Origin of the sequence: Microcoleus sp. B6-A1 (assembly GCF_036705085.1) — a bacterium.
Taxonomy (GTDB): Bacteria; Cyanobacteriota; Cyanobacteriia; order Cyanobacteriales; family Microcoleaceae; genus Microcoleus.
The window spans coordinates 1-13,547 of sequence record NZ_JAUBTU010000065.1 but is presented as its reverse complement, the minus strand read 5'-3'; the positions used below and the strand labels follow the sequence as shown (position 1 = coordinate 13,547).

The window sequence follows — 13,547 nt, the reverse complement described above, 5'->3', positions numbered from 1 at the left end:
CACAACACTTGTGTGGCACAGGCATCTTGCCTGTGGCGGGCTAGAAGCCCAACCCCTACTCCCCACAACACTTGTGTAGCACAGGCATCTTGCCTGTGGCGAGTAATTACACAAGCAGGGGAAATTATATTAACTTAAATGAAGTTCGATCGCTCTACGCTCAAATCTCCCTATGCTGAAACAGCCAAAACCTCAATATTCTGTAGCCTGGATTAGCAAAATAGGCGAAATCCCGCAAGCGTCGTGGGATGCCTTGGCGATGCCACTAAAAACTCCATTTCTGGAATGGGATTGGCTTAACAATCTCGAAGTATCGGGCAGTGCGACAGGTAAAACCGGTTGGCTACCGCATCACTTGACTGTGTGGCGAGACAAACAGTTGATTGCTTGCGCGCCACTTTATGTCAAAAGCCACAGCTACGGCGAATTTGTATTCGACAATCAGTGGGCCGATTTAGCTCAACGTTTGGGCATTAAATATTATCCGAAATTGATGGGAATGACGCCGTTTACTCCGGCTGAAGGCTATCGGTTTTTGATTGCCGAGGGGGAAGATGAAGACGAATTAACCGGAGTAATGGTAAGCGCGATCGACCATTTTTGCGATCGCCACAATATCTCCGGCTGCAATTTCCTTTATGTCGATCCCGAATGGCGCGAAAGAATGGAACGCCACGGTTTCAGCAGTTGGCTGCACCACAGCTATATTTGGCAAAATCAAGGCTATCAAAATTTTGACAATTATTTAGGCGCATTTAATGCCAACCAGCGCCGCAATATCAAACGCGAACGCAAAGCAGTTGATCAAGCTGGTTTGTTGGTAAAAACGCTGACGGGCGATGAAATTCCCCAAGCCATGTTTGCTCAAATGTATGCTTTTTATGAGAATACTTGCGACAAATTTGGTTGGTGGGGAAGCAAGTATCTGACTAAGCGATTTTTTGAACAGTTGCACCACAATTATCGCGATCGAGTTTTATTTGTAGGCGCCTACGATAAGGAAGATGACAGACAGCCGGTGGGTATGTCTTTTTGTTTGTATAAGGGCGATCGACTGTACGGGCGTTATTGGGGAAGTTTGCAGGAAATCGACTGCTTGCACTTCGATGCTTGTTACTATACGCCGATCGAATGGGCGATCGATCGGGGCATCCAAAGCTTCGATCCCGGTGCCGGCGGGCGGCACAAAAAACGGCGCGGCTTTCCAGCTACGCCAAATTATAGTTTGCACCGATTTTATAACAACCGTCTGGCCCAAATTCTCAAGTCTTATATCGGTCAAATCAACGAAAGAGAACAGCAAGAAATTGATGCAGTCAACGAGGATTTACCTTTTACTAAGTTACCTCCTTTGTTACTCGGCGAGTGACGGTTGACTGGGAATTGGGAATTGTAAATTAGTAACAGCCCATCGGTGTCAACCTAATACTAAAACCCTGTGTATATCTCGTTTGTATCGAAGTTTCGCTCCCCCTAAATCCCCCTTAAGAAGGGGAGTAGGGGTTGAGTTTGAATGCTCTTCCCCCTTTATTAATGGGAGTTAGAGGGGACGTAAGAATACTCTTGTCCCCCCCTTATTAAGGGGGGTTAGGGGGGATCGAAACTCCACTATAAACGATATTTATTATGGATTTTAGTCTTAAGCTGACACGAATGGTAACAGTCAACAGTCAACAGTCAACAGTCAACAGTTAAACTAATTCAAAATTACCTTGCCATCTTCCTGAATTTGCAGCGATTTTGTATCAGCGTCCAACTCAGTTGTGGCGCCGAAACTGACTTGCAACATTCCCGGCATCGCGGTTGCTTGGGGGCGAACCAGCAGCAATCCGCCGTCGGGGCGCTGGTAAGTGAGGGTGATTGGGACTTGGATGCTTTTAAGCAAAATTTCCGATTGTTCCCCCAGAGTGCGCTGCTGGGTGACGCCTACGATTTGATAATTGATGACAGCATTGGTGGTATTCACCAGTTTAATTACTATCATGCCTTCGGCTGGCGTAACTCGCGCACTCGGCATGGGGAAGCGGGCAGGCGCGTCTGTTGGTGTAGAGGGCATCCCGCTGAGGCCCGGACTCGCAGCCGGAGTTGGTTGGCTGACGGGTTCTTCAGTGGCTGCGGGAGTCTCTGAGGGAGTCTCTGCGGGTTGGGAAACGGGTTTTCCTTGTTGGGGCGGGGGGCCGCCGGCGTGGGAAAGTGTTGCGAGACTAACGAGTAAACCTCCGCAGGTGGCTGCTAGCAAGCTGATTTTTTTTAACGGTAGATTGTGGCGAAACATAAATAACTCCTCACAAGTTCGATCGAGGTTTTCCAACAACGTTTATGTTAATCTATGGCGTAAATGAATTTTAATAGCTGGGTTTGGGCGCGAGGTAGGAAGAATAAGGGTTTGAGGGATAGATTTTTTTTAAACTGCAGAGGGCCCAGAGGGCGCAGAGGAAGAGAGGAAGAGGGGAAGTTTTAAAGGCGGAATTGTTCTGATTTGTGGGCGGGGAGGGTGACGGTAACGGCGGTACCTCGATCGATTTGGCTGTCAATGCGGATTTGGCCACGGTGATTTTCGACAATTGCTTTGGCGATGGCTAATCCTAAACCGGAACCAGCGGCGCTGCGATGGGTGCGGGCGGGATCTGCGCGGTAGAATCGATCAAACAAATGCGGCAGGGCTTCTGCGGAAATTCCGATGCCGGTGTCTGTTACTTTGATTTGCAGCGCTGGATTTAAGATCGGCGAATTTCTTTTGTGTTTACCTACGAGTTGCAATTCTACTTCAATTTCGCCGCCAGAGGGCGTGTACTGCACGGCGTTGCTGACGATATTGGTAAACAGTCGGGCTAGTTGATCCCAGTCACCCAACAGTGTAAAGTTGTCCTCAGCGTTGGGCAGATCGACAATTTCCAAAGAAAGAGAGAGATTTTGGGTAGTGGCGATCGCCTGTTGTTCTTCAATTACCTCCATCAGCAAAGCATCGAGGGGAACATCAATCCACTGCTGCTGGACGATGCCGCTATCTTGTCTGGCTAAAAACAGCAAATCGTCAACCAAGCGCCCCAAACGGCGGGTGAGGCGTTCGATAACTTGTAGCTGTTGGTGTTGCTGCGGTTCGATATCCGGTTCCGCCAAAGCTACTTGGACGTTTGTTTGAATAGTGGCGATCGGATTTCTGAGTTCGTGAGAAGCATCAGCAGTAAACTGTTTGAGACGCCCGTAAGACTCCCGAATCGGTGCCATCGCCAATCCCGACAGCAGCCAGCCAATAGCCGCCACGCAAATTAGAGTTAAACCCGCGCCCAAAATCAAATCGAGAATTAATTGGCGGATGGGTTTTGTCACTTCAAACCAAGGATGGCTGACTCGCAAATATCCCAGAACTTGGCGGCCGATTTGTACTCGCTGCGTTACTTGTCTGAGGGAATAGTTTTGAGTTGTCCGAATGCTAATTGGTTTGGTAGAAACACGATTTGTATTTTGTGCAATAGACTTTTCACTACCTAAATTTAGATTTTCCTGCCAACCTGCATTCAAACCGCCATCAAAACCTCTTCTTTCTCCCCTCTGCGCCCTCTGCGCCTCTGCGGTTAAATCCCTCTTCTCTCTTCCCTCTAAAAACCGAAGAGTTTCCATATTCATCCGTGTATTCGCGTTCAAACCCGTGTCGTGCTGTTTTACTATGAGCGAAGTCGAAGGCTCTTGGGCCTGATTTTTACCCTCAAACTGCAACTTATTATTAATTATCCAAACTGTTTCGCCGGTGCGGTTAGCGTGAATGGGAATATTCAGCGGTTCCGATAAAGTAGACCACAGCAATTCGCCCGTAGGACTGAACCATTCTAAATCAATGTGGTCGTCTTCTACTGCATCGGTGCTATCTCGAAAACTCGCTTGAATATTAACTTGCAACTTATTTTTATCTTTGGTATTAGGGAAAGTTAGGGGTTCGATAACGAGAGTTCGCTCTATTACTTCGACAACATGATTGAGGGTGTCATCAATGCGATCGATCAAAGTAGTGCGGACGTAGAAATAGAAACCCGTGGCGAATACAAGTAACAATACAGCAGTAACGGCAGTGTACCAAATAGCGAGGCGGCGGCGGGTAGCTTGAAACATATTGCGAAAAAAATTCGGCAACGGATTGTGTAATGGATTCAAGAGATTTAACTCATATGTTGCACCATTCTCAATTAGCCTTTTCGGAACAGGCAAGATGCCTGTTCCACAAAGAATAGATTTTCTTGTGGAACAGGCATCTTGCCTGTTGCTGACAATGGTGCAACATCTCAGTTTAACCAATTTAATAACTATAACCTTCTTCTTCTCTTCTTCTCTTCCTTCGTGTCCTAGCGCTAACGCGCCTTCGCGGTTCGTTAAAAAAAGCCTTGTTCGCAAATTATCCAAAAAAACTCTAACAACTTTCCATTCTTGATACTTCAGACAGATGTCGAGAGCGCTGTAACCATAGTATTCTAAGCGCGAAAGTTTTTAGGTAAAAGCCTGTGAATAAATTTTTATTTCGAGCCGCGATCGGGCTATTAATGGCATTTTTTGGGGCAATCACCTATTTTACAAACGACGTAGAAAATCCGGTAACAGGAGAAAGACAGCGAGTGCAGCTTTCTCCCCGCCAAGAGATAGTTTTGGGATTGCGGGCGCGAGATCAAATGGCCGCCAAGCATGGGGGGCTTTATCCCAGCCAGAGTATTCAGCAGTATCTCGATCGAGTAGGAGCACGAGTAGTCAACGGTTCGGCGGCGAAACAAGCAGGTTATCCGTTTGAATTCCACCTGCTGCGAGATGCCCAAACTGTCAATGCTTTTGCTTTACCGGGGGGACAAGTTTTCATTACTGCGGGGCTCCTGGGGCGGCTGAATTCCGAGGCTCAGTTGGCTGCTATACTGGGGCACGAAAGCGGTCACGTTGTGGCCCGCCACGGTGCGGAACACTTGGCAAAACAGCAGTTGGGCAGGTCTTTGGTAACGGCGGTTGGGGTGGCTACTAGCGACGAGCGCGGGGGCGGTCAGCAGGCAGCCTTAATTGCTCAAGCTGTCAATCAAGTTGTTGGTTTGCGGTACGGTAGATCCGATGAACTTGAGAGCGATCGGCTCGGTTTTCGGTTTATGACGGAGGCGGGTTACGATCCTAGAGGAATTGTTGAGGTAATGCAAATCCTCGGTGCTGCTAGGAAGGGCGAAGCGCCGCCGGAGTTTTTGAGTTCTCACCCAAACCCTGAAAACCGAGTGCAAAAATTGCAAGCTTTAATCGCGCAAAATTTCCCTAACGGCGTTCCCGCTAATTTGGTGTCTGGACGCGAAGAGTTTGCTAAGAATGTGTCGGGCGGTTAGCGATAATTGCATCGGGCTTTACAAAAGTTATTACTATAGGCGGATCTAAGTTCGGCTTTGAGTTGGCACGATCGACTTAATGAGCGATCGAGCAATTGGAAAGTTGAAAACCATGATTGAATCTTGGATGATTATCGGCGGCGTGACTTTCTCAGTCGCCTTCGGCACTCTGTTTTTTAAACTGCGCGATATTAACTGGGCAGTCAAACTTCAAAGGCCGGATTGGATGTTTTTTGAGCCTGCTATTCCGTTAATTTGGACGGTGATTTTTGCTTGCGGGGCCGGCAGCGCTACTTTCGTGTGGGAACAGGAACCCGGTAGTCTCAAAACATGGCTGCTGATGGCTTTGTACTTGCTTTTAGAAATTGTCACAGTTGCTTATATTCCTGCTACTCTCAGAGCCAAAAGTCTCAAAGTAGGGACGATTTTGGGAGGGGCTGGCGAGATTTTGGGAGTTGTGCTGACGTTGGCTGTTTTGCCGATTTCTCAAACCGCCGCTTTGTTACTTTTGCCTTACGCGATTTGGGGTGCGATCGGCACTTATACCACTTGGGAAATGATTCAATTAAACCCAGAAGCTGCATAAATCTTCGGTGTTATTCGGCGCACCCTACACACTATAACGCTCTTCTGTTCTCTTCCTACCCTACCCTTCACCGAACCCCTGCGGGGAACGGGAACGGCTTCGCCGAACGTGTCCTTCGCGGTACGTTAAAAAAAACATTGTTAATAATAGCAAATCCGTGCTAGCGGGTTAACCCACCCGATAAAGTGAGGAAATCCGCTTAACAGTGTTTGGGTATTTGATGAGAAAATAGATGAATAAAACTGCTTTAAATCAAAGGATGACAGTTATCAATGGCTATTAAAGACCAGCCCCAACCACCTCGTTTTCGACAAATTAGCAATGTCTTGTTATTGCTCTCAAGTTTGTTTTTGCTGGCAAACATCTTTTTACCCAATTTGTTCGGCCCCCAAATTCCGCAAGTGCCTTACAGCTTGTTCGTCCATCAAGTACAAGAACAAGATGTAGTGCGAGCTTCGGTAGGTCAAAATGAAATTCGCTACCAACTCAAAGGTGAAGGCGACAAACCCGGTCAAGTGCTGTCAACTACGCCGATTTTTGACCTGGAACTTCCTAAACTTTTGCAAGAAAAAGGCGTTGAATTTGCTGCCACTCCCCCTTCTAAAAATGGCTGGATCGGAAGCGTTTTAAGCTGGGTGGTTCCGCCGCTGATTTTTGTGGCGATTTTTCAATTTTTCATGAACAGGCAGGGCGGCGGGCCACAGGGCGCGCTCTCGATCGGCAAAAGCAAAGCTAAGGTCTATGTAGAAGGCGAATCAGCGAAAATTACTTTTGCTGATGTGGCTGGAGTGGAAGAGGCGAAAACTGAATTAGTCGAAGTTGTTGAATTTCTGAAAACTCCTGACAGATTTACGGCAATTGGCGCGAGAATTCCGAAAGGCGTGCTGTTAGTCGGGCCTCCGGGAACTGGCAAAACGCTGTTAGCAAAAGCAGTGGCTGGTGAAGCTGGCGTGCCGTTTTTTAGCATCTCCGGTTCGGAGTTTGTGGAACTGTTTGTAGGTGTTGGTTCTGCAAGAGTTAGAGATTTATTCGAGCAGGCTAAGAAACAGGCTCCTTGTATTATTTTCATTGATGAATTGGACGCGATCGGCAAATCTCGTAGCAGTAACGCTAGCTTCGGTGGGAATGACGAACGCGAACAAACTCTCAATCAATTATTAACTGAAATGGACGGTTTTGCGGCGGGCAATACTACGGTAATTGTGCTGGCTGCAACTAACCGCCCGGAAAGTTTGGATGCTGCTTTGTTGCGCCCTGGCCGTTTCGATCGCCAAGTTTTAGTCGATCGCCCCGATTTATCTGGCCGCGAAGAAATTTTGAACATTCACTCTCAAAAAGTGAAGTTGGGCCCGGATATTGACTTGAAGGCCGTGGCCGCTCGCACCCCCGGTTTTTCGGGCGCAGATTTGGCAAATTTGGTCAATGAAGCTGCTTTGTTGGCGGCCCGCAACAAACGACTAACTGTAGCGCAGGAAGACTTTTTTGAGGCGTTTGAGCGCGTTGTGGCCGGCTTGGAAAAGAAAAGCCGGGTACTCAATGAAAAAGAGAAAAAGATTGTGGCTTACCACGAAGTCGGGCACGCGATGGTGGGTGCTGCGATGACTGGCGGCGGCGAAGTGTCAAAAATCTCGATCGTCCCTCGCGGTATGGCTGCTTTGGGTTATACTTTGCAGTTACCGACTGAAGACCGTTTCTTGTTGGATGAGTCGGAATTGCGGGGTCAAATTGCGACTTTGCTGGGCGGGCGATCGGCTGAGGAAGTCGTGTTTGGTAGCATTACTACTGGCGCTTCAAATGACTTGCAAAGGGCGACTGATTTAGCTGAACGGATGGTGACAACTTACGGGATGAGTAAGGTTTTGGGGCCTCTAGCTTACGATCGAGGTCAACAATCAATGTTCCTCAATGACGGTATGGGAAATGCCCGCCGTGCGGTAAGTGCTCAGACTGCTGAGGCGATCGACCAAGAAGTGAAGGAAATTGTCGAAACTGCACATCAGCAAGCTTTGGATATTCTGAAAGCAAATCGGGAATTGTTGGAAACAATTACGCAGACACTGTTAGAAACTGAGGTGGTGGAAGGTGATGCACTTCGCGAATTCCTCGGTCAAGTGCGGCCTTTAGATAAGGTTGCGGCTTCAGTTTAATACGGTTTAATTAAACCGCCGATGAACGCAGATGATTCCAAATCATCTGCGTTTTGCGATCGCACTCCACGATGAGCCGACTGAAACAGACAACGGCAAACGGACAAACGCGCGTTTGTGCGATCGCAAGTAATTGTATTAAGGGAGAGCAATTACAGGGCGCTCTCCCTGATACTCAAATTTCTTCTTATTCGTTTTTCCCTCGTACCACAGCGAGCATTATAAACAAACAGAAACCCGGCTGCTTCAAAACACCGGGCTTCTAAATATTGTTGCTGCATTTTCGATCGATCAAACTCCGTTTATGTAAGCCATAACTGGAGTACCTTGCTGCTGCTGCGCGATTTCCAAAAGACGTTGAATGCGCTCCTCTGTCGGCGGGTGAGTGCGGAAAAGTGACTGCAAACCTTTAGTCGAAAAAGGATTCACAATCAGCAGCGGCGACATCGCAGGATTGCCGTGCATGGGAATTTCATGACCCAGTTTCTCCAATTTCTGCAGCGCGTTTGCTAAGCCGATCGGGTTATTGGTAATTTCCACCGCACCGCTGTCGGCTGCAAATTCCCTCGTCCGAGAAATCGCCAATTGAATTACGGTTGCTGATAGCGGTGCTAAAATGATTAAAAACAGCAAACCAAACGGATTCGGGCCTTGTCTGCTATCCCGCGTTACCGGGCCGTAAAGCGCTCCAAAAGTCAGAATTCGCCCGACAAATGTAATCGCGCCGGCAATTGTGCCTGCAACTGCTTGAGTGAGGGTGTCGCGGTTGCGGATGTGCGTGAGTTCGTGCGCTAAAACCCCTTCCAATTCTTCGCGAGAAAGCAGCTTGATGATGCCTTCAGTAACTGCTATTGTTGCGTGTTCCGGGTCTCTTCCTGTGGCGAATGCGTTGGGAGATTGAGTGGGAACTAGAAATATTTTAGGCACCGGAATTTGGGCTTTTTCACTCAGCGAGGCTACCATATCGTAGATTTCGGGTGCTTCGCTGCGGGCGATCGGCTGAGCGCGGTAAGCCATTAACGCTGCCGTGTCGGAATAGTACCAAGAGCTAAAACTTGAGAAGGCGGCTAGCGCTAAACCGATGTAAAGTCCTTGCTCGTTGCCGATTAAATAATAACTTCCTAAAACGAGAAGGCCGCTTAGGAGTCCTAAGAGAGCGGCTGTTCTGAGTTGATTTGTTCCTAACATGGCGGGTTGAGGGCGATCGCTATTTTGATATTTTTGAGCTTGTAATTAGATTTTCATAGTTGCGGGCGATCGCGCCTCTATCTGCCGAAATAACCGCTACCGCCAATAGTAGTATTTCAAGTTTTCAGTCAGAAACTGGGAATGCCTTGGGAGGCTCTCTCACCTGCTCTCAAGAGGCGGTTGAGCCGCAGGATATGACATTTCCCGGCTCTGCTTGGAAACGAGATTAAACGATAGAACCATTCTAAATACCCTTTGACTGCAATTACGGTATAATTGGTGAATATTAGATAGTAAAGATTCCAAATAAATCATGACTCTCGATATAGAGATTTTTCAAACTGTCGTCAAAATGCCAGAATCTCTCAAACAAGAGATATTGCATTATGCAAAATATTTACTTGAAAAACACGCAAAAACTGAATCATCTCAAGAACAACTTGAACAACCTCATGGTTATGGTAGTTGGGCAGGTAAGATTGTTATGTCTGATGATTTCGATGAGCCTCTGGAAGATTTAAAGGAATATATGTAACATGGAATCCCTTTTAGATACTCATGCCTTTCTGTGGTATTTGCTTGGCGATTCCAATCTAGGTAGTAAAGCAAAAGAAGCTATCGATACTAAAACAGGTTTGTACTTTAGTATGGCCAGCCTTTGGGAAATCTCTATTAAAATCAATGTCGGTAAGCTTCAACTGAATCGACCATTTGAAGACCTGCCGAAGGAATTGCAATACATTAACGCTCAAATTCTACCAATTACACTTGAAGACACTGAGATTTACGCAGGTCTTCCTCTGCATCATCGAGATCCCTTCGATCGCATTCTGGTAGCACAGACGATGAATCATTCGCTGGTTTTGATTAGTCGCGATGAGGCTTTTGATGCTTATCCAATTCAGCGAGTTTGGTCATGAAGAAGACAAAAATTTTATAAGGAACTCCACCTAACAAAAGAGAATAGCCAGATACCTGACTTGTTTAAGAAGTACGGTATCTGGCTATTCGGTTGAATTCTCCAACCCTAAACCGCTTGCACTTGCTTTTCCTCAACAGGAACAGGTTCTTGATATACAGTTTGAGACTCATTAGCCAAAAAGTCAGCCAATTGAGCTTCAATTTCATCCCGCACAATTTGGCGGTATTCCAGAAAATGCTCGTTGTGAGCACACACAGTCAAATAATGATCCCAAACCGCAGGATTGCGTTTGAGAATGCTGAACAAATGATGCCAGAACTTCCACCGAGTTTTGCGCTTGACTCCCTGACGCCACACCACAGTTAACAGTGCTCGCAAGTCGATCCAACTGGGAACTCTTGCAGGTATCTTTGCTGTGGGTGCACCTAACATTAAGAAATGGCGATAAGTCCGGTCTAAATATTTCTCAGCATCGTACACTTCGCAGAATGCCTCGACATATTCGCGGGCAATATCTTCGAGAGGCCGCGTCGGAATGAAGTTCATCAAAGTAGTCTGGTTGAGATTGCCCGATTTGTCGCGCAACCGCCCTTCTTTTGCTAGTCTGTGAGACAATGCCGTGTGTGGCAAAGCTTGCAGCATTCCAAACGTTGTGCTCGGAATGGCTGCTGCTTCGGCAAACTGGACAATCCGCTGACCGGCACCGGGTTTTTCGCCGTCAAATCCGATGATAAATCCGGCCATTACTCGCAAACCGGATTTTGCAATTAACTCTACGGATTCGATCAGGGAATTTCGGGTATTTTGGAATTTTTTCGTCATTTGCAGGCTTTCTTCGTCGGGAGTTTCAATCCCTAGAAACACTGCATTAAAATTGCAAGCAACCATCATGTCCATCAATTCTTGGTCTTGGGCTAAATCGATGGATGCTTCGGTGTTGAAAGTAAACGGAAATTTGTGTTCTTCTTGCCAAACTTTTAAGTCTTTTAGCAACAGTTTGACGCTGCGTTTGTTGCCGATAAAGTTGTCGTCTACCATGAACACGCCGCGTCGCCAGCCCAAGTTGTAGAGATAGTCTAATTCTGCTATCAATTGTTGAGGGTTTTTGGTGCGGGGTTTGCGACCGTAGAGCACGATAATGTCGCAGAATTCGCACTGGAAAGGACAGCCTCTGGAAAATTGAATCGACATCGAGTCGTAGGCGTCTAATTCCAGCAAGTCGAAGCGGGGGACAGGGGTTGTGGTAACATCGGGTTTTACGCCGTCCGATCGATAAATTCCGCTTTTTTCGCCACGCCCGATTGCTTCGACAAACATCGGTAAGGTGATTTCGCCTTCGTCGAGAATCAGGTAATCTATGCCCGCTGCTTGAGGTTCTTCTGGTACGGAAGTGGGGTAGGGGCCGCCGCAAGCTACGGATTTACCGCGCCGTTTTGCTTCGCGAATTATGTCTAGCAAATCTTCTTTTTGGACAATCATTGCGGAGAGAATAACGAGCTCTGCCCATTCCCATTCTGCTTCGGTGATTTGTCTGATATTGCGATCGACTAACTTAAATTCCCATTCTTGGGGTAAAATAGCTGCTACCGTTACCAAACCCAGCGGTGGCAGCAGCACTTTACGATCGACTAATTCTAGGATTTTCTCGTAAGACCAAAATGTTTTCGGAAACAGCGGGTAAACTAGAAGAACTCGCATTATATGTTAAACCTCACATCAGTAAACAACTTGCGATCGGGCTGGCGTGTTTGAGAGTTCGATCGACTCTCAAGACTTCATGTTAAGGCTAAAATTACGATCTTGCACTCGATCGAATATCTGGCGATGGGTCACACCCCCTAAGCCACACACAATGAGCGCAATTTTTAGCTTGCAGTTCCCTGTTAAAGTGTGCAAATGCTGATATCTTATCGTATTTGACCCTTAATTGACGATAATCGCATTTAAAAAGCATGGGACTAAGGCAAAAAAGAATTTGAAACACTAGACTTGAATAGCATAAAGAATTAGGGACGGGCTAGAAGCCCATCCCACAAATTGTTTTTCTTGTGGGATGGGATTTGAGAAGCGCAAAAATAATTAGGGACGGGCTAGAAGCCCATCCCACAATCTTTCTTGTGGGATGGGCTTCTAGCCCGTCCGATTATTGGTGCGGAGTGTACGGACTACTTTTTATTTTTATCGGGAATCCCGCTAGTTCTTAACATATCTGCCACTGTGCCGCAGTAACTCGGCATTCCTATGCTTTCGGGATTCACAAGATTTTGATAGGTAAAATGGCGGTAGCTGATGCAAAATCTATCCCAAGCAGCCACCTGAATTCGGAACAGCCAAATAAAGAAATCGGCCAGCCAAGGTGACAGAGTTATCCGAAAAAATATCTTTTTATTCAAATACTCGCAAGCTTGTTCTACCACTTCGTTAGCTGTAATCGCCGGATTTCCTAGCACAAAATGTCGCGGTTCCTCGGAAGCAGGCGGATGTTCAACTAAATAATTAACTACTTTAGCAATATCTGCGCCGTGGATGAAGTGAAAACTGCCATCTGCCTTAAACCAGCGAATCAAACCAATCCATTTTGCGACAAGTGGCAGGCCAGATGACAAGTGAGAGACTGGTTTTTCGGCGTCTCCTCCCAATACTAATGTTGGGTAAAGTGCCGTAATAGGAGGCACATTGGTCAAAGCTGACAAATGCACCATGCAGTTATATTTTGAGCTAATATAATCTGTCCCCAGTTCCCCGGCTTCTTTGAGCAAATTGTTGTCTCTACCGAGAATACTGGCCGTTGAAAAATAAATTACTTGTTGGCAACTCTGTGGCGAAAGTAGTTGAATTAGCTGGAGAGTTTTCGTTACGTTAACGTCAAAAACTTCTTGAGTTCCTCCCCAAGCAGTGGCCGCTAAAATTGCGACATTAATTGTTTGCAAAAGTTCGGCGTGTTGCTCGATATCTCGCATATCGCCTTGTAATATATGGATGCCGGGGCGGGCTTTCCAGTCAAATTTTAATTTTTCTGGGTTGCGAACTAATAAGTAAAGTTCGTGGTTTGTTTCTTGAATCAAAGTTTCGGCCATGTAGTGACCGATACAGCCACTTGCACCCGTTATGAAAATTTTTTTGGCGTTCATTTTGCAGAAGGGGAAGGGGGGGACGGCAAGGGGGAGAATAGGGCTGTTTCATTCTCCTGCAATCCGCCAGGGGTTTCAACCCCTGGCGTCGGGCAAAAGTCGGTTGAAACTGAGATGTTGCACCATTCTCAATTACTTGTTTAGGAACAGGCATCTTGCCTGTTCCACAAAGAGTGAATTTTCTTGTGGAACAGGCATCTTGCCTGTTCTTGAGAATGGTGCAAGATGTGAGTT

General features: G+C 46.9%; 11 protein-coding genes. 6 read left to right on the top strand and 5 right to left on the bottom strand.

What is annotated here, in order from left to right; genetic code table 11:
- Positions 1–172 precede the first annotated feature (172 nt).
- The gene (locus tag QUB11_RS21735) at positions 173–1,369 is read left to right on the top strand and encodes a GNAT family N-acetyltransferase (protein WP_333391716.1); all 1,197 of its coding nucleotides are present in this window, start codon (positions 173–175) and stop codon (positions 1,367–1,369) included.
- 327 nt (positions 1,370–1,696) lie between these two features.
- On the opposite strand, the gene QUB11_RS21730 is transcribed toward QUB11_RS21735, so the two are convergent.
- The gene (locus tag QUB11_RS21730) at positions 1,697–2,275 is read right to left on the bottom strand and encodes a hypothetical protein (protein ID WP_333391714.1); all 579 of its coding nucleotides are present in this window, start codon (positions 2,273–2,275) and stop codon (positions 1,697–1,699) included.
- Between the two features lie 182 nt (positions 2,276–2,457).
- The gene (locus tag QUB11_RS21725; protein WP_333391738.1) at positions 2,458–4,107 is read right to left on the bottom strand and encodes a HAMP domain-containing sensor histidine kinase; all 1,650 of its coding nucleotides are present in this window, start codon (positions 4,105–4,107) and stop codon (positions 2,458–2,460) included.
- 386 nt (positions 4,108–4,493) lie between these two features.
- On the opposite strand from QUB11_RS21725, the gene QUB11_RS21720 reads away from it, so the two are divergent.
- The 3 genes from QUB11_RS21720 (at position 4,494) to ftsH4 (ending at position 8,072) form a co-directional block, all read left to right on the top strand.
- Positions 4,494–5,339: a M48 family metallopeptidase gene (locus QUB11_RS21720; RefSeq protein ID WP_333391713.1), complete on the top strand. Its 846-nt coding sequence runs from the start codon at positions 4,494–4,496 to the stop codon at positions 5,337–5,339.
- 79 nt (positions 5,340–5,418) lie between these two features.
- Positions 5,419–5,925, top strand: a complete 507-nt coding sequence (locus QUB11_RS21715) for a tryptophan-rich sensory protein (protein WP_333256561.1) — start codon at positions 5,419–5,421, stop codon at positions 5,923–5,925.
- Positions 5,926–6,197: 272 nt separating this feature from the next.
- Positions 6,198–8,072, top strand: coding sequence for an ATP-dependent zinc metalloprotease FtsH4 (ftsH4, locus tag QUB11_RS21710; RefSeq protein ID WP_333391712.1), 1,875 nt, complete (start codon positions 6,198–6,200; stop codon positions 8,070–8,072).
- Between the two features lie 291 nt (positions 8,073–8,363).
- On the opposite strand, the gene QUB11_RS21705 is transcribed toward ftsH4, so the two are convergent.
- Positions 8,364–9,260: a M48 family metalloprotease gene (locus QUB11_RS21705; protein WP_333202354.1), complete on the bottom strand. Its 897-nt coding sequence runs from the start codon at positions 9,258–9,260 to the stop codon at positions 8,364–8,366.
- 313 nt (positions 9,261–9,573) lie between these two features.
- Here QUB11_RS21705 and vapB point away from each other — a divergent pair, with 313 nt between their 5' ends.
- Entirely contained in the window at positions 9,574–9,795 is a 222-nt protein-coding gene (gene vapB, locus QUB11_RS21700) for a type II toxin-antitoxin system VapB family antitoxin (RefSeq protein ID WP_333202352.1), read from the top strand.
- Between the two features lies 1 nt (position 9,796).
- On the top strand, positions 9,797–10,180 hold the full coding sequence (locus QUB11_RS21695; RefSeq protein WP_333202351.1) for a type II toxin-antitoxin system VapC family toxin: 384 nt from the start codon (positions 9,797–9,799) through the stop codon (positions 10,178–10,180).
- A gap of 107 nt (positions 10,181–10,287) precedes the next feature.
- On the opposite strand, the gene QUB11_RS21690 is transcribed toward QUB11_RS21695, so the two are convergent.
- Both QUB11_RS21690 and QUB11_RS21685 read right to left on the bottom strand, forming a co-directional pair.
- On the bottom strand, positions 10,288–11,880 hold the full coding sequence (locus QUB11_RS21690) for a B12-binding domain-containing radical SAM protein (RefSeq protein WP_333202349.1): 1,593 nt from the start codon (positions 11,878–11,880) through the stop codon (positions 10,288–10,290).
- A 467-nt stretch (positions 11,881–12,347) separates the two neighbouring features.
- On the bottom strand, positions 12,348–13,313 hold the full coding sequence (locus QUB11_RS21685) for an NAD(P)-dependent oxidoreductase (protein WP_333202347.1): 966 nt from the start codon (positions 13,311–13,313) through the stop codon (positions 12,348–12,350).
- Positions 13,314–13,547 lie beyond the last annotated feature (234 nt).

What these genes read in the sequence shown, in the direction of transcription:
- QUB11_RS21715 (WP_333256561.1), top strand. Translation starts at nt 5,419, where the DNA reads ATGAGCGATCGAGCAATTGGAAAGTTGAAAACCATGATTGAATCTTGG.
- ftsH4 (WP_333391712.1), top strand. Translation starts at nt 6,198, where the DNA reads ATGGCTATTAAAGACCAGCCCCAACCACCTCGTTTTCGACAAATTAGC.
- QUB11_RS21730 (WP_333391714.1), bottom strand. Translation starts at nt 2,275, where the DNA reads ATGTTTCGCCACAATCTACCGTTAAAAAAAATCAGCTTGCTAGCAGCC.
- vapB (WP_333202352.1), top strand. Translation starts at nt 9,574, where the DNA reads ATGACTCTCGATATAGAGATTTTTCAAACTGTCGTCAAAATGCCAGAA.
- QUB11_RS21695 (WP_333202351.1), top strand. Translation starts at nt 9,797, where the DNA reads ATGGAATCCCTTTTAGATACTCATGCCTTTCTGTGGTATTTGCTTGGC.
- QUB11_RS21725 (WP_333391738.1), bottom strand. Translation starts at nt 4,107, where the DNA reads ATGTTTCAAGCTACCCGCCGCCGCCTCGCTATTTGGTACACTGCCGTT.
- QUB11_RS21735 (WP_333391716.1), top strand. Translation starts at nt 173, where the DNA reads ATGCTGAAACAGCCAAAACCTCAATATTCTGTAGCCTGGATTAGCAAA.
- QUB11_RS21705 (WP_333202354.1), bottom strand. Translation starts at nt 9,260, where the DNA reads ATGTTAGGAACAAATCAACTCAGAACAGCCGCTCTCTTAGGACTCCTA.
- QUB11_RS21690 (WP_333202349.1), bottom strand. Translation starts at nt 11,880, where the DNA reads ATGCGAGTTCTTCTAGTTTACCCGCTGTTTCCGAAAACATTTTGGTCT.
- QUB11_RS21685 (WP_333202347.1), bottom strand. Translation starts at nt 13,313, where the DNA reads ATGAACGCCAAAAAAATTTTCATAACGGGTGCAAGTGGCTGTATCGGT.